We start from the raw sequence: 15,574 nt of genomic DNA, 5'->3' as shown, positions 1-15,574 counted from the left end.
GGGTGGTCGTGTTCGAGTAGTCCGCCGCAATGATCCAAGGGAGACGACCGGCATGACCGATACCAACCAGCAGCTGATCGACCATTTCGATGGCCGCGTCGAACGGCGCAACGAACGGCGTGAGTTCTTCAGGACCGCACTCGGGGCGGCGGCGGTCGCCGGAGCCGGTGCGGCTGCGGTCACGCTAGGTGGCGTCGCGACGGCGCAGACCTTCAATGATGCCGACGTGCTGAATTTCGCGCTCAACCTCGAATATCTCGAGGCGCAATTCTACCTCTATGCGTTGAATGGCACCGGCCTCGATGCTGCCGACACGACCAGCGGCGCTGGTGCTGCCGGCGGCACGGTCACCTGGGGCTCGACCAAGGTGGACTTTTCGGGCGACCCCATCGTCGGCGCCTATGCCAAGGAAATCGCAGCCGACGAGGTCGCCCATGTCCGCTTCCTGCGTGCGCAGCTCAGCACCGCCCGCGTCGCGATGCCCAACATCAACATCAGCCCGGCGACCTTCAACACCGTGGCGTCCGCAGCCGGGATCACCTCGCCAACGCCGTTCAATCCATATTCCTCGCCGGAAAACTTCCTGCTCGGCGCGTTCATCTTCGAAGACGTCGGCGTAACGGCCTATAAGGGCGCGGCCCCCCTGCTCTCCAGCAAGACCTATCTCGAGGCCGCCGCCGGCATCCTCGCGGTCGAGGCCTATCACGCCTCGATCGTGCGCACCGCGCTCTACGCAAAGGGTATCGCCACGCCGGGGCTGATCGACGCAACGGAGAAGATTTCAAGCCTGCGCGACAGCCTTGACGGTGCACCCACGCTCGATCTCATCAAGGGCATCGGCCCCGACGACGATCAGGGCATCAAGCCTGAGGGCATGGGCGCCGCGACGGTCTCCAACATCGTCCCGCTCAATCCGAATGGCCTCGCCTACAGCCGTTCGACCGGTCAGGTGCTGAACATCGTCTACGGCAACACCACGACGCCCAGCGGCCTATTCTTCCCCAATGGTGTGAATGGAACCTTCAAGGCCAACGCCTGAGCATCGCTCACGGCCGGCCATTGAACTTCATCACCGTATTTCAGGGAATTTTCGAAATGATCGATCAGAACACCAGCACCGAAATCTTCGACGCCATCGCCAAGCGGCGCGGCGAACGTCGTAACTTCATGAAGGTCGCAGGCGGCGCCACCGCGGCGTTCGGCGGCGCGACCTTGCTGTCCGCATGCGGCGCCGACAACAACAATCCCAACGCGACCCCGACGGCGACCACCTCGCCCAGCCCGACCTCGACCGCAAGTGCCGCGACGCTGGATCTCGACATCCTGAACTTCGCGCTCAACCTCGAATATCTCGAGGCGCAATTCTACGTCTATGCCGTCACCGGCCAGGGTCTCGCCACCTCGCAGACCACCGGCCCCAACAGTGCAGCACCCGGCACCGTCACCGGCGGCGCTCAGGCGAACCTGTCCGGCGACCCCCTCGTCCTGGCCTATGCGCGTGAAATCGCGGCGGACGAGACGGCGCACGTAACCTTCCTCCGCGCTGCGATCGGATCGTCGGCGGTGGCGATGCCCAACATCAATATCGGCGGCGGTACGAACGGCGCCTTCACCCAGGCGGCGATCGCGGCAGGCATCATCACGCAGGGCCAGACCTTCGATCCCTATGCCTCGCCCGAAAACTTCCTGCTCGGCGCGTTCATCTTCGAGGATGTCGGCGTCTCGGCCTATAAGGGCGCCGCGCCGCTCATCACCAACAAGACCTATCTCGAGGCCGCCGCCGGTATCCTCGCAGCCGAAGCCTATCATGCCGGCCTCGTCCGCACGGTTCTGTACAGCAAGGGCATCGGTACGCCCTCCGCGCCGGCGATCCCGGCGCTGATCATCAACGCACAGAAGATTTCCGACGCGCGCGATTCGCTCGACGGTACGGTCGCCAGCAACAGCGTCGGCGCGGTGGATATCGATCAGGGCCTGACGGTGACGAATGCGGGCGTCACCGACGCCAACCTCGTCCCCACCGACGGCAACGGCATCGCCTATAGCCGCAGCGTGTCGCAGGTGCTGAACATCGTCTATCTCAACACCGCGGCGAAGACCGCCGGTGCGTCGATGGGCGGCTTCTTCCCCAACGGCCTGAACGCCACGTTGCCCGCGTTCAAGACGAGCGCCGCCAATCCCTGATCCTTCCTTCGAAGCTTCGACCCTGAAGGCCGCGCGAGGGACACCTCGTGCGGCCTTTCTTTGCCCGCCGATGCGCTTACGATCCGGTCATCCCCGGGGGGGCTGCGCCTGAGCAGCTGAGATATGGCTGATGCCGTGACCCGCCGAACCTGATCCCGTTAGCGCGGGCGGAGGGAGGGAGCGGTCCATATCCGGAAACCGCCCTCGCTCCGTGTTTTTTGGAGCTTGAGACATGGCCGACCTTCCCGCCCGTACCGAGATTGGCGTCACCACCGGCCCGATCCGCGGCAGCCGCAAGATCCACGTCGCTGCGCCTAACGACCCCACCGTCCGCGTCGCGATGCGCGAGATCATGCTCGACCCTACGTGCAGCGAACCGCCCCTGCGTGTCTACGACACGTCCGGCCCCTACAGCGACCCGAACGCCCGCATCGACATCAACGCCGGCCTACCCGAACTGCGCCGCGACTGGATCATGCGCCGCGGCGACGTGGAGGCGTATGACGCGCGCGAGATCCGGCCCGAGGATAACGGACAGCTCGGCCCCGATCGCTCCGGCGGCGTCCCGCAATATCCCAACGTCATCCGCCGCCCCCTGCGCGCCAAAGCCGGCCAGAACGTCAGCCAGATGCACTATGCGCGGGCGGGGCTCATCACGCCCGAGATGGAATATGTCGCCATCCGCGAAAATCTCGGCCGCGCCGAACTGCGCGACAAGGCGATCCGTGACGGCGAAAGCTTCGGCGCCGCCATCCCCGATTACGTCACGCCCGAATTCGTCCGCGACGAGGTCGCCCGCGGCCGCGCGATCATCCCCAACAACGTCAACCACCCCGAATCCGAACCGATGGCGATCGGCCGCAACTTCCTGGTCAAGATCAACGCCAATATCGGCAACTCCGCCGTCGCCAGCAACGTCGCGGCGGAGGTCGACAAGATGGTCTGGTCGATCCGCTGGGGCGCGGACACCGTCATGGACCTGTCCACCGGCCGCAACATTCACGATACGCGCGAATGGATCATCCGCAACTCGCCCGTCCCGATCGGCACCGTGCCGATCTATCAGGCGCTGGAAAAGGTCGGCGGCGTCGCCGAGGACCTGACCTGGGAAATCTTCCGCGACACGCTGATCGAACAGGCCGAACAGGGCGTCGACTATTTCACGATCCACGCCGGCGTCCGCCTCGCATACATCCCGATGACCGCGAAGCGCGTCACCGGCATCGTCTCGCGCGGCGGCAGCATCATGGCGAAATGGTGCCTCAGCCATCACAAGGAAAGCTTCCTCTACGAACGCTTCGACGAGATCACGGAGATCATGAAGGCGTATGACATCGCCTACAGCCTGGGCGACGGCCTGCGCCCCGGCAGCATCGCCGACGCGAATGACGAGGCGCAGTTCAGCGAACTCTACACGCTCGGCGAACTCACCCACCGCGCGTGGAAGAGCGACGTGCAGGTCATGATCGAAGGCCCCGGCCACGTGCCGATGCACAAGATCAAGGAGAATATGGACAAGCAGCTCGAAGTCTGCGGCGAAGCACCCTTCTACACGCTCGGGCCACTCACCACCGACATCGCACCCGGATACGACCATATCACCAGCGGCATCGGCGCCGCGATGATCGGCTGGTACGGCACGGCGATGCTCTGCTACGTCACGCCGAAGGAACATCTCGGCCTGCCCGACCGCGACGACGTCAAGGTCGGCGTCGTCACCTACAAACTCGCCGCCCACGCCGCCGATCTCGCCAAGGGCCACCCCGCCGCAAAGATGCGCGACGACGCACTGTCCCGCGCAAGGTTCGAATTCCGCTGGCGCGACCAGTTCAACCTGTCGCTGGACCCCGACACGGCCGAGCAATATCACGACCAGACCCTCCCCGCAGAAGGCGCCAAGACCGCCCACTTCTGCTCCATGTGCGGCCCGAAATTCTGCAGCATGAAGATCACGCAGGAAGTGCGGGACTTCGCGGGGAAGCAGAATCAGGGTGTCGAAGGGTTTATCGCCAGCGGTCCGACGGGTGCGGAGACTGCGGAAGCGAGCAAGGCGGCAGCGATCAAGGGGATGGAGGAGATGAGCCGGCGGTTCAAGGAAGGAGGGAGCGAAGTTTATCTGACGACCGATATATCGCGTTAGGGCAGGTTTGTGAGACGATCGACTGCTCTACGTAAACTAGGAGATCGATCGGCCGCTCTATCAATATTCCAGATCGTTTCCACATAGTTTGATAAGACGCGGTTGTAGCCAAGGCCCTGAGACGCCAGCGTGTTTCTGCCTACTACCAGTTCCGATCGAACACTTCGCGAGGCATTACGTGCGGCATTTAACAAGGTACCTTTTGGGTCTGGCAAGTCATCGGGCTGGGAGGGAAGACTTGCTTCGCTAATCCCCATGAGGGCGGCCATGCCCTGCCGGTCCGCCAGAAGCCAAGCTTCTATCTCCCGCACTGGAACGCGGAATAGAAGCTTTTCTGGCAAAGGAAAACCTCCCGCCCAGCTATTAATCAACTCCGGAGCACAAATTAAGCGATCCAGATCTGTTAAAAGAAGAACATATTCTCTATTGGCCATCTGACAAAACTTATTAAAGCTTGATCGTAGGTAGCCAGCCCCGCCCTTACGCAGTTTCAGGCCAATCGTGCCGCCCGGTACAACTTGTGTCACGAGCTTTACCGCCACGCACTCAGAGAGTTCGTCCTCCGTCGCCGTATTGAAGACGGTCATTCTAGAGCGAACGAAAGTTGCTTTGCCGACGCTGGCCTTGCGGCAGGTAAAACTACATCAGCTATTGAAAAGCCATCTTTAATAGCATTCGCCTCATTCGCATTGATTTCTCGAATGGTGGAACCGTTTTCACCTGGCTCAATAAGTAAAACACCACCCGCATCAATACCCGGATTGCTAAGCAGCGCTTCACTATGACTTGAAATCAGTATTTGTCGCCTTCTTTTGCTCTGACGCTGTATTTTTGCCATCATTGCAGGAATTTCCGCAACAATCGAAGAGTTAAGGGAAAGCTCTGGCTCTTCCATTAAAAGCAAAGATGATCCATCGAGAAGAGACCATAATAGTCCCAGCAGTCTCAAAGTTCCATCGGAAAATTGCTCTTCTCGTTGCCATCCCACATTTGGCCTGAAATGCTTAAAACGCGCCTTTAGATGCGGGCGACCGGTGAATTCGTCTTGTTCAAAATCTAGGGCTTCAAATTGTGGAACGGCAATTTGCAGCACCTTCTGTATTTTGGCTAAGCGACTTTCACGGGTCCGCCGCTGGGAACGGGCAATTCTCTCTAAGAACCCCTGACCGAATGGATCATCTTCAAGTACCTGCCCACCAATTTGCTGACTGTGCTTGAGCAGCTGAGGAACAAGATGAAGATAAACCGTTTCTGAAAAAAATTCAGTAAGCTCTCTAAATTCTTCATTAGCCTGAATTTGTTCAAGGTATGTTTGAGTTAAGCGGGTTGGGTCGCGTTTATCGTCTTTATTTGGTCTAGTAAAAAGAACCTTTTCGTCTTTTATAACTTCTTCTTTTGAAACCAAAATGCGCTGAGCGCCCTTACCCTCTGACTTGAATTCAAGGGCATACTGCCAGCGTGTGCCAGTGGGACTTATAAGATCTACTTCAATGCCAACTTGTGGGCGTCGCGTGTGTAAGCAACGCAATTTCGACATTCCTCCGCGATCTATGATGGCTTTTTGTAACCCGCCGCCTTCTCGCTTGGATACATCTCTTAAAAACCGAAACACGTCGAGAAAGTTGGATTTTCCCGAAGCGTTGGATCCAAGAATATACGTTGTGTCGGCTACCGGCACATCCACGGTCTGGAAATTACGCCAGTTTTTCAATTTTATGTGTCTAATGTTCATACGAGGTTCCGCATCGCGATTGGAGCGTACAGATGTCGTGAGAAGGCTGCAATCCGTACTGCCAAAAGACGCATGCCCGTCTTTCTTGGAATGAGTTCGATCCTTTCGATAACCATAACGGCTCGGTGCCACCTGCACGTTTGTGCACCGCCGCCGCCGGTCACGTTACACTCACCGATATTCCTGATTTGGGCGAGGCCCCCAGCCCATCGAATTGCCGCCTAGCAGCTTCGGCTTCAGCGAGTGGCGGACAAGATACCTAGCCAACGCCTTGCAACTCCCTCCACTACAGATGCCGTTCAGCGTCCATCGCTTTGTGCAGCACGCGCTGCACGACGATAAAGTCCTCGAAAACGTCATAAAATATCCGGTGGCTGCCATAGGGCAGGCTGCGAATTGGCGGTCGAACGTGATCATGCAATGTGCCGATCGCAGGATGCACGACGATCAGCGCAAACGCGTTGTCGAACCCGCGAAGATACGCTTCCGAAGCATCTTCGCCGAACATGTCGTAGCCGTACCTTAGGATGCCCAGCAGCTCATCCTGCGCCTCGTCGCTGACTTCGATCCGCATCAGGCCATTGCGCGCCGCTGCCGTTCATCGGCGATGATATCCTCGATCGTACGTTCACTGGAAGGGGATGCCCGCCCCTCATCAATCGCCGCCTGTAACCGCTGCAACTTCTCCGCATATTCCTGATCGCGCCGGACCAGATCGCGTACATAATCGCTGGTGCTGCTATACCGCCCCTCGGCGACGCGCGCTTCCGCCCAGCTTTTGAGTTGGTCGGGGATCGAGATGTTCATCTGTGCCATCCGGCATCAATACGATTCTGCGCTATTTCTGACAAGCGCGGCGACGGATGCCCGAACGCCACATGCCCACGAAACCCCAAACTTCCCTCTGTCCTATTTGGAAATGCTTTGCTCCACGCTCGTGGATGGCAAGCAAACCAACCCGCAACCGCGCTTCCGCCGCTGGCCGAAGCGTCCCCGCAGCTCCAAAGCCGGCGCGCACGCCGCACCGTCCGGCCGCCGATCCGGCGCCCGATCCGGTGGACGATACGTTCACGCCGCCACTCCGCACCGTGCTCCCCTCCGCGACACCGCCGGCGACGATCCCGCCGGCTCCACCCGAACCCGCCTGTGAGCCCGACACCCCCGCGCCAGGCACCGCGCTCGACGCCAACGGTTTCGATCCGGGTGCCTATGACTGGGTGCCAGTCGCCCGCGCGCGGCGGGTCGACGGCTGGGGGCCGGAGCGGCAGCGCAGTTTCATCGGGCACCTTGCCGATACCGGCAGCGTCCGCACCGCCGCCACCCTTGCCGGCATGTCCCCCTCCAGCGCCTATCGTCTGCGTCGCGCGCCGGAGGGCAAGGCGTTCGCCGCGGCCTGGGATGCGGCGATCCATCAGGCCGCGCTGGCACTGGTCGATGCGGCGTTCGAGCGCGCCGTCCACGGATCGGAGGAGCCGGTATTTTGTCGGGAGGGTCGCGTCATCGGCCGCCGTTTCCGCCAGAGCGACGCGATGATGATGTTTCTTCTCCGCAAGCATCTTCCCGACCGCTACGGCGATCTCCATCGCGATCGCGCCATGCCCGCCATATCCGCCACCGCGCCGGTACCGATCGCGGTGGACGATGCGCTCGCACGGCTCGGCCCCGTGCCCCCGGCCGATCCGGCCGCGACGCTCGATCCAGGTCGGCTGGAGTTATACATCGCGCGCGCCGATAACGGTAAATTGCCCGCCGATCTGCAAAACGCGGATGATGCTCCACATGAAGGACTCGGCCCTCAATTCGAGGCCGAACTGGAACTGGCGAAGCGCGGCCTGACCGCAGAGCAAGGTGAAGATGATCCGGACAGCGAAGAGGCAGACTTCGACGACGACGACGATGACGGTTTCGATCTGGACCAATGGGCCGAGATCCTTGGCTATTATCCCTGCGTCTCCGAAAACGAAGACGACGAAGGCGAGGGACCGGACTGACGCTCGGAGGCAAGCGTCACACGGGCGGCGAGAGCGCGATGACGTGAAAACGATCCGTTCGTGCTGAGCCTGTCGAAGCACCTTTCCTAGACTGCCCGCCCTTCGACAAGCTCAGGACGAACGGTAGAGTTGGAATGACCTTATGCCATACTGCTCCAGGACCTGCCGATACCGTGTGAACTTGTGTGAACTTCGGAGGAGCGGCGCAGCGTTCGAACCGCGCCCCCGCCCCTTCTGATCAGGCCGCCAGGTCCGGCTTCAGCACCAGTTCGCCTTCATCCTCGCCGTCCCAGTAATGCGCGCGGACGCCTTCGACCTTGATCAGGACGAGGCCCGGCGTGTCGACGCCTTGCGGGAACCAGCGGTCGAGCCCGCTCGTCCAATGGTCCTCGAACAACGCCTTGTCGCGGATCAGCACCGCGCGTCCTTCTATCGCGATGAAGAACGGGCGCATGCCGAGCAGCCCGGCCTTGCTCTGGAAGCTGAGCGATACGTTCGGGTCCGCGGCGATATCGTCCACCATCCGCGTGTCGTCGGTGGTGAAATACCAGCTCGCGCCGTCATAATCGACCTCGCGATTGTTGCTCATCGGGCGAGCGCCGATCATCCCGTTCTCGGTCCGGGTGGACAGCATCGTGAAATCGATCTGCTTCATCGCTTCTGCGATGTCGGTCAGCGTCTTGGGCATCTTTGTTCTCCTGTGCGACGGGGAACGTGCCAGCACGCACTTCGCTCCCGCCGCGTCAGGCGATCATCCGAGCAGCCCGATCGTCGCCGCATCCCGCCGCCCGTCGAAGAACCCGTCCAGACACGCCGCGAACACCGGCGATCCGGCTCCCAGGTCGGACCCCGCCGCCTCGAACCCCGCCACCTCGAAAAGCGTACAACACGACCGAAGCTTCATCGCATCCGTGTCGCCCAGAATCGCGACCGCCGATCGCCGCCCCGCCCAGCCGAGTATCGCTTCCACGCTCTCGATCAATCGCGGCCCCAACACCGGATGCGCCAGATACGCCTGCGCCTCCGCCACGTCGCGGATCGCATAATGTTGCGCCGTCGGGCTTATCCCCAGACCGGCGATCTGCGGAAAGACGAACCACATCCAGTGGCTCCGCTTCCGCCCCTCGCACAGTTCCTCCAGCGCCTCCGCATGGACGCCGTCCTGCGCCGTCACGAACCGCTCCAGCCCGCTCATCCCGCCACGTCCGGCACCGCCCAGTCGATCGCACCGCGCCCCTGCGCCTCCAGAAACGCATTCGCCTTGGAGAAATGCCGGCTGCCGAAAAAAGCCATTATACGCCGACAAAGGCGACGGGTGCGCCGCGGTCAGCACCAGATGCCGCCCGCCATGTGTAACGTCATGGATCAGCGCAGCCTTCTTCTGCGCATGATTGCCCCACAGCATGAAGACGACCGGCTTCGGCCCGGCATCGACCGCGGCGATCACCGCATCGGTGAAACGCTCCCACCCCTTGCCCCGATGCGACGCGGCCTGCCCCATCTCCACCGTCAGCACGGTGTTCAGCAGCAGCACGCCCTGCCGCGCCCAATGTTCGAGGAAGCCGTGCCGCGGCTTAGGTAGGCCCAGATCCGCCTCGATCTCCTTATAGATATTGGCAAGGCTCGGCGGCGTCCGCACGTCGGGTTGCACGGAGAAACACAGCCCGTGCGCCTGCCCCGCGCCGTGATACGGATCCTGCCCCAATATGACGACGCGCACCTCGTCCGGCGGCGTCAGGTCCAGCGCCCGGAGCCGGTTCGCCGGGGGCGGAAACACCTGCTTCCCCGCCGCGTTCTCGCTCGCCAGGAACGCGTCGAGCGCCGCCATGTACGGCTGCTCGAACTCGGCCCCCAGCACATCGCGCCAGCCGCCGCCCGGCCCGATCACGGTCTCCGCCATCATCTGCGCTCAGCGTTTCTTGACGAACTCGGCCCGCAGCACGAGGCCCTTGATGCCGTCATACCGGCAATCGATCTCCTGTGCGTCGCCGGTCAGGCGGATCGACTTGATCAGCGTACCCCGCTTCAGCGTCTGGCCCGCACCCTTGACGGTCAGGTCCTTGATCAACGTCACCTGGTCGCCATCGACCAGCACGTTGCCCACCGCGTCCCGCACCACGACACCCGTATCGGATGCCGCTTCCGCGTCGGACGCGACGACCCATTCGCCAGTCGCTTCGTCATAGATGTAGCTGTCTTCGTCGTCGGCCATCTGCGATCAGCTTTTGATCGTGACCATGTCGACGGCCTTGTTCTTCGTCGAACTGTTCGCGGCGATCGCCTTGACCTTCTCGGCCTTCGGCTTGCGCACTTCCTTGTTCGTCTTCTTCTGTCCCTTGGCCATCGCATCGATCCTTGCCGGGCGTGGTGCCCGGCGCAGGATATAGACCGTTCCGGCGACGGAAGCGCGCGGATTCGGCGAAGGGATATTCCAGCGCGTCGTTCCGGTCAGGCGACCGGAAGGACGGGGACGGCTGCGCTGATCATCACGGCAGCGACGAACAAGGATGCGACGAGCGAAACGGCGACACGCTGGGCGGATTCGAAGTGGAACGACATGATGTTTACTCCTTGGTGCGGCGGGCCGGACCATCCAGCCGCCGATGCCAGGGATCATGCAGGGACCGTGCCAGTTTCGAAAACGGCGGAAAAGCTAGACTTTCGCTTCGGCCCGCGAACAGCCATCGCACGACACGCCAACTTCCGTTGGAATTATCACCAAGTGTTGGCGCCGGCGGGGTCAGCCGATCTGGATCTGGTTCCGCCCCGCATGTTTCGCCGCGTATAGCAGCTTGTCGGACCGCCCGAACACGGTGCCCAGCCCCTCGCCCTCTTCGGCGCAGGTCAATCCGGCCGAGAAGGTCACCTCGCCCAGCGGCTGGTCCGACTCGCGCAGTCGATATCGCTTGGCCGCCACCGCCTTGCGCGCCAGCTCCAGCGTATCCAGCGCAGCGACACGCTCGATCCCGGTGAACAGGATGGCGAATTCCTCGCCGCCATAGCGCGCCACCACATGACCGCTGCACGTGCTCGTCAGCGCCTCGGCGATCGCCTTCAGCACCCGGTCGCCCACCGCATGGCCGAACCGGTCGTTGACCTGCTTGAAATGATCGACGTCGCACACCGCGATGCACATCCGCTCGCCCTTCGCCACGCCGGCCGCGAATGCTTCCTCGAACGCGCGGCGGTTGGGCAGGTCGGTCAGCGGGTCGCGCCGGGCATTGTCGCGGGCCTCTTCAAGCTTGGCGCGCAATTCCGTCGCCTCGTGCGTCGCCGCTTCCAGCCGGCTTTCCGCCGTGCGGACCCGCTCGAGCATCGCGCCGGTCAACCGGACCACATCGTCCGGCACGGCGGCGGCGTTGCGCATCGCATCGGCGCTTGCGGCAAGGTTGCGTCCGAAATCCTCCGTCTCGGCACGCATCGCCACGACCATGTCGGTGAAGCCGTCGACCTGCATCTGCGTCTTCGCGACGAGCCCGTCATTCTTCTCGCGCGCCGCCGCCGCCTCGGTCGCGGACGGTGCGACCGTGCCGCCCAGTTTCTCGATATCGCCGCGCGACAGCCGCACGCCGCCATCGGTAATCGTCGCCACCGCCTTGGCCAGCGCGCTGTTCCGGTCGGTCATGATGCGATAGGCGAAGGCGTAATGCTGCGGGTCGGGGCTCAGGCGCTGCTCCCACAGGAATTCACCGATCCGCGCGAACAGATCGTCAGAGCCCTTTGCGGTGCCGGTCCTGTAGAGTGGATTCGCCGTCTTCATCGTGCCCCTTGGCGATCGAATTCACGATCACGTCCCCCCGGACGCGGCGCGATATCCTGCCCTTTCACATGCCCCGTGATAGAACCGAACTGCTAATAAGCCGTATGCGGACCCATCGGACAGGTCGTTACGAGGCTGATTAGTATCGCGCGAACCATCCCATGCCGCAGCCGTCGCCCAACGGCAATCGCTACGATGACGGCATCGCCGGGGTGGCAAGTGCGGCGCGCGGCGGCTAGGCAGTCGGCATGCGCAGTTCCAGTCCAGAAATCGCCTTTGCCGGTCAGCTCGCCGACGCCGCCGGCGCCGCGATCCGTCCGTATTTCCGCAACGCTCACGGGCTGGAGGCGAAGGACGACGCGTCGCCCGTGACGCTCGCGGATCGCGCGGCGGAGGCGGCGATGCGCGCACTGATCGAACGCGCCTATCCCGACGACGCGATCATCGGGGAGGAATATGGCGTGAAGGAAGGCCGGTCCGGCCGCGCCTGGGTGCTCGATCCGATCGACGGCACGCGCGCCTTCATCTCCGGTCGCCCGATCTTCGGCACGCTGATCGCGCTGATGGTCGAAGGCTGGCCGATGCTCGGCGTGATCGACCAGCCGATTCTCAAGGAACGCTGGCTCGGCGTGATGGGGCAGCCGACCCTGTTCAACGGCGCGCCCGCCGCCACGCGCCGCTGCCCCGATCTCGCCAAGGCTTTGCTCGGCACGACATCCCCCGCCGCATTCGATGACAGCCAGTTGCACGCATTCGAACATCTCGACGGTGCAGTGATGAGCACGGTGCTGGGCGGCGACTGCTACAATTACGGATGCGTCGCCAGCGGCTGGATGGACATCGTGGTCGAGGCGAACCTGAAGATCCACGATTTCGCCGCGCTCGCCCCCGTGATCGAGGGCGCCGGCGGCCGGGTCTGCGACTGGGCGGGCGATCCGCTCACTGCGGACAGCGTAGGCGAGGTCATCGCTTCGGGCGATTCGGCGCGCGTCGAGGAGATCATCGAAGCCCTCGCCTGTCGCGGCCACTGATCGGATGAATCGCCGCCGCTGGTTTTACGTTGCGGCGACGTTCGTCCTGTTTCTGGTCGAGGTGGCAATCGCCCTGTTCGTCCATGACGCGGTGATCCGGCCCTATGCCGGCGACAGCATCGTCGTGATCATGGTCTACACCGCGATCCGCGCCGTCACGCGCCTCGGCGTGCGAGCGGCGGCACTGGCCGCGTTCCTGTTCGCCTGCGCAGTCGAGGTCGGCCAGTATTTCCACCTCGTCGATCGCATCGGCTTCGGCCACAACGCCTTCGCCCGAACGATCTTGGGGACGACCTTCGTACCGGAAGACTTCGTCGCTTATGCGATCGGGGCGTTGGTCGCCGTGGCGCTGGAAGAAGCGTGCAGCGTATTGGATTCGACACGGCCGATACGGGGAAGCGGGTAACCGTAAACCCCGCCTCAGAATATCCCGAGGAACTTCTTTTTCTTCTCTTCCGGCTGCCCGACCGTCGCCTTTCCGTTCCCCACATCCTTGCGCGGCTTGCCATCGGTCGTGCGCTGCTGCGCCGCCGTCGCGCCCGCCAGCACCGGCCCACACGCCGCCGCCTTCGCATCGCCGATATCGACGAACGCCAGCACCGCACCGATCGGCGTCGCCACCAGTCCCAGCCCGATACCGGCCCCGGCACGCGTCAGTAATTCCGGGCTGATCGGATTGATCCGCGGCGCGGAAAAATAGCCGCCCACGCCGACCGGCGACTGGCCGGAGAACAGGCTGAACTTCTTCCCATCCGCCCGGAACGCCAGGTCGAGCGCTTCGGTACGGAAACTGAACCCGCCGCGCCCGGCGATCACGTTCTTCTCCGTATCGATCAGGATCGGGTCCGCCGCGGCAACGCCGCCCCGCACGGTGAAGGCGACCGCGCCGCAATTGATCGTCACGGGCTTCTTCAACTTGTCCTGGATCAGCTTCTGCACGAACGTACCGATATCCAGTTCGGCAAGCTGCACGTTGCGCGTCCAGAACGTACCCTGCGGCATCGTGAAGGCGATCCGCCCGTTCGCGCTGCTCAGCGAATCGTGGATCGTGTCGCCGTCACCGACTAGCTGGACGCGACCCTTGATCGTCCCCGTCGTCCCCGCCTCGGCCACGCCGAACCCGGCAAGCAACCGTCCCATCGGAGTCGAAGCCAGCCGGATATCGTACATCGTGTGCGCGGGGCGGCGGCGGGTATCGATCTTCACGTCGGCCGCAACGTCGCCGCGCGACATCGTCATCGTCAGCGGCGACAGCGTCAGCACGCGATCCTTAAGCTTCAGCGTCAGCGCGATGTTCGATATCGGAACGTTCTTCGATCGCACGATGCCCACGCGCCATTTCAGGTCCGCGTCGAACGCCTTCATCGCCTCGATATTCAACGGCGCGTCGGGCATCACCCGGGCCGGCGCCGCGCCCGTTGCAGCGGCGGCTGCGATCGCACCCTTGGTCGCGACGATATCGGGATTGTAGCCGATGAACGGCGCGACATCGATGATGTCCAGCCGCCGGGTGGTCAGCGTCGCATCGATATACACCTTCGGCTCGGTCTGGCTGACGGTGAACCGCCCCGCCACGTCGCTGTCGCCGAACCGCCCGGTCAGCCCGGTAAAGGCATAGTCGATCCCGGTCTTTATCAGTTGCGCCTTCAGCCGGTAGTTCCGCGTATCGGGCGTCACGACCCCGATGATCTGCAACAACTCCGCGACGTTGCTGCCGCGCGCGGTCACGGCCAGCGGAACACCCTCGATCTCGGCGATGCTCGGCAGCGTGCCGGTCACGTCGATCTGGTTGTTCGCGGCGAACGCCCGCATCACCAGCTTGTTCTCGCCCCGCGCCACGGTCGCGTTCGGCGACATCAACGCACCCGACAGCCGGAACGGCGTCTGGCGTATCGTGCCCTTGCCCGTGAAATGCACCGCGTCGGCGATCTTCGCGTCGCGCGACGTGATCGTCTGGAACTTCAGGTCCGTCTCCAGCCGCAACCGCGAATCAAGATAGCGGAGCGTCGTCCCAGCGACGGTCGCCCGTCCGATGATCGGGAATTCCAGCCGCTTGCCGCCCTTCTTCTCGCTGAACGTCCAGGTGTTTGTGTCGTGCGCGTCGTTCCATTCCAGATCGATCGCCGCATCGGTCAGGTCCAGCCAACGCATCCGCCTTCTGCCCCAGATCAGCGACAGCGGCGCGATTCGCGTATCGATCCGCTTCGCCTCGAACAGGTTGGGCCGAGTCGCCCAGGCGGGGTTCGAGATGGTGATCCCCTCGGCCAGGAACTTGATATCGAACGGCGCGAAATACAGCTGGAAGTCGCCGCGCACCGTCACCGTGCGATTCGTCAGCGATCCGGTGACCCGCTCGAACGTCGATTTCAGGAACCGTCCCTTGGTGATGAACAGGATCAGCCAGACGGCGGCGATCAGCGCCAGCAGCGTAAGCAACACGCGCCGTAGCCAGCCGAGCGGGGTCGCCCCGCGATAGCGTCGCTTATACCAGCGCGGCTCCGCAACCGGCGCACTTGCCGGATCAGGAGCCGTCATGGGCGGCGTGGTTCCGGTTTCGGACACATCGGTCATCGGGCATGCAAGCGCGTGGGCGATATGAATCGTTCCCGCCCCCCGCTTTTCGCGCACCCCATCTTGCTTTTCGGGGAACGCCCGGCTAAGCGCCCCGACTTCTCCGCGAGTAAGAGGAATGGTCCGGCCGGTATGGGCTGCCGTGGCTATTCATAAGCGCCCGCG

At 63.0% G+C, this 15,574-nt stretch carries 16 protein-coding genes, 1 pseudogene and 1 riboswitch; of the genes and pseudogenes, 6 read left to right on the top strand and 11 right to left on the bottom strand.

Translation table 11 applies throughout. The annotated features are described in order from the left end of the window. The first annotated feature begins 52 nt into the window (after positions 1 to 52). From H5J25_RS18465 to thiC, 3 genes are all read left to right on the top strand, one after another. Positions 53 to 1,039: a ferritin-like domain-containing protein gene (locus H5J25_RS18465; protein ID WP_202093590.1), complete on the top strand. Its 987-nt coding sequence runs from the start codon at positions 53 to 55 to the stop codon at positions 1,037 to 1,039. A 56-nt stretch (positions 1,040 to 1,095) separates the two neighbouring features. After that, the gene (locus H5J25_RS18460) at positions 1,096 to 2,184 is read left to right on the top strand and encodes a ferritin-like domain-containing protein (protein ID WP_202093588.1); all 1,089 of its coding nucleotides are present in this window, start codon (positions 1,096 to 1,098) and stop codon (positions 2,182 to 2,184) included. 84 nt (positions 2,185 to 2,268) lie between these two features. After that, positions 2,269 to 2,377: riboswitch (TPP riboswitch) on the top strand. Positions 2,378 to 2,416: 39 nt separating this feature from the next. Then, positions 2,417 to 4,324: a phosphomethylpyrimidine synthase ThiC gene (gene thiC / locus H5J25_RS18455; RefSeq protein ID WP_202093586.1), complete on the top strand. Its 1,908-nt coding sequence runs from the start codon at positions 2,417 to 2,419 to the stop codon at positions 4,322 to 4,324. On the opposite strand, the gene H5J25_RS18450 is transcribed toward thiC, so the two are convergent. The 4 genes from H5J25_RS18450 to H5J25_RS18435 all read right to left on the bottom strand — a co-directional run bounded on the left by H5J25_RS18450 (position 4,321) and on the right by H5J25_RS18435 (position 6,872). Next, a complete protein-coding gene (locus H5J25_RS18450; protein ID WP_202093584.1) occupies positions 4,321 to 4,911 on the bottom strand; it encodes a DUF4276 family protein in 591 nt (196 codons plus the stop codon). The genes thiC and H5J25_RS18450 overlap by 4 nt on opposite strands. Beyond that, positions 4,908 to 6,056 carry an AAA family ATPase gene (locus H5J25_RS18445; RefSeq protein WP_202093582.1) on the bottom strand — a complete coding sequence of 383 codons (1,149 nt, stop codon included), beginning with the start codon at positions 6,054 to 6,056 and terminating at the stop codon, positions 4,908 to 4,910. The genes H5J25_RS18450 and H5J25_RS18445 overlap by 4 nt, the downstream gene beginning before the upstream one ends. A gap of 286 nt (positions 6,057 to 6,342) precedes the next feature. Then, a complete protein-coding gene (locus H5J25_RS18440) occupies positions 6,343 to 6,630 on the bottom strand; it encodes a type II toxin-antitoxin system RelE/ParE family toxin (protein WP_202093581.1) in 288 nt (95 codons plus the stop codon). Then, positions 6,630 to 6,872, bottom strand: a complete 243-nt coding sequence (locus tag H5J25_RS18435) for a type II toxin-antitoxin system ParD family antitoxin (protein ID WP_202093580.1) — start codon at positions 6,870 to 6,872, stop codon at positions 6,630 to 6,632. Before H5J25_RS18435 ends, H5J25_RS18440 begins: the two co-directional genes overlap by 1 nt. Positions 6,873 to 6,997: 125 nt before the next feature. Here H5J25_RS18435 and H5J25_RS18430 point away from each other — a divergent pair, with 125 nt between their 5' ends. Next, entirely contained in the window at positions 6,998 to 8,047 is a 1,050-nt protein-coding gene (locus H5J25_RS18430; protein WP_202093579.1) for a hypothetical protein, read from the top strand. A gap of 238 nt (positions 8,048 to 8,285) precedes the next feature. Here the strand turns inward: H5J25_RS18430 and H5J25_RS18425 are convergent, their stop codons facing one another. The 6 genes and pseudogenes from H5J25_RS18425 to H5J25_RS18405 form a co-directional block, all read right to left on the bottom strand. Beyond that, the gene (locus H5J25_RS18425; protein WP_202093578.1) at positions 8,286 to 8,735 is read right to left on the bottom strand and encodes a pyridoxamine 5'-phosphate oxidase family protein; all 450 of its coding nucleotides are present in this window, start codon (positions 8,733 to 8,735) and stop codon (positions 8,286 to 8,288) included. Between the two features lie 63 nt (positions 8,736 to 8,798). Then, positions 8,799 to 9,242: a DUF1810 domain-containing protein gene (locus H5J25_RS18420; protein WP_202093577.1), complete on the bottom strand. Its 444-nt coding sequence runs from the start codon at positions 9,240 to 9,242 to the stop codon at positions 8,799 to 8,801. Continuing rightward, a pseudogene (gene ung, locus H5J25_RS18415) lies at positions 9,239 to 9,947 on the bottom strand (uracil-DNA glycosylase). Before ung ends, H5J25_RS18420 begins: the two are co-directional and overlap by 4 nt. A gap of 9 nt (positions 9,948 to 9,956) precedes the next feature. Next, positions 9,957 to 10,259, bottom strand: a complete 303-nt coding sequence (locus H5J25_RS18410) for an alkylphosphonate utilization protein (RefSeq protein WP_202093576.1) — start codon at positions 10,257 to 10,259, stop codon at positions 9,957 to 9,959. Between the two features lie 6 nt (positions 10,260 to 10,265). Further along, positions 10,266 to 10,391 carry a hypothetical protein gene (locus H5J25_RS21230; RefSeq protein WP_263973942.1) on the bottom strand — a complete coding sequence of 42 codons (126 nt, stop codon included), beginning with the start codon at positions 10,389 to 10,391 and terminating at the stop codon, positions 10,266 to 10,268. 396 nt (positions 10,392 to 10,787) lie between these two features. Continuing rightward, entirely contained in the window at positions 10,788 to 11,807 is a 1,020-nt protein-coding gene (locus H5J25_RS18405) for a GGDEF domain-containing protein (protein WP_202093574.1), read from the bottom strand. Positions 11,808 to 12,055: 248 nt separating this feature from the next. Between H5J25_RS18405 and hisN the strand changes: the two genes are divergently transcribed. Together hisN and H5J25_RS18395 are read left to right on the top strand one after the other, a co-directional pair. Then, complete coding sequence (gene hisN / locus H5J25_RS18400) at positions 12,056 to 12,838, top strand: histidinol-phosphatase (RefSeq protein WP_202093573.1); 783 nt, start codon at positions 12,056 to 12,058, stop codon at positions 12,836 to 12,838. 4 nt (positions 12,839 to 12,842) lie between these two features. After that, a complete protein-coding gene (locus tag H5J25_RS18395; RefSeq protein WP_202093571.1) occupies positions 12,843 to 13,244 on the top strand; it encodes a ribosomal maturation YjgA family protein in 402 nt (133 codons plus the stop codon). Positions 13,245 to 13,258: 14 nt separating this feature from the next. On the opposite strand, the gene H5J25_RS18390 is transcribed toward H5J25_RS18395, so the two are convergent. Further along, positions 13,259 to 15,409, bottom strand: a complete 2,151-nt coding sequence (locus H5J25_RS18390; RefSeq protein ID WP_225883230.1) for an AsmA family protein — start codon at positions 15,407 to 15,409, stop codon at positions 13,259 to 13,261. Between the last annotated feature and the right edge of the window lie 165 nt (positions 15,410 to 15,574).

This window comes from Sphingomonas aliaeris (genome assembly GCF_016743815.1).
GTDB classification, from domain to species: Bacteria; Pseudomonadota; Alphaproteobacteria; order Sphingomonadales; family Sphingomonadaceae; genus Sphingomonas; species Sphingomonas aliaeris.
The sequence above is the reverse complement of the archived record's forward strand: the minus strand, read 5'-3'. Positions and strand labels throughout refer to the sequence as shown.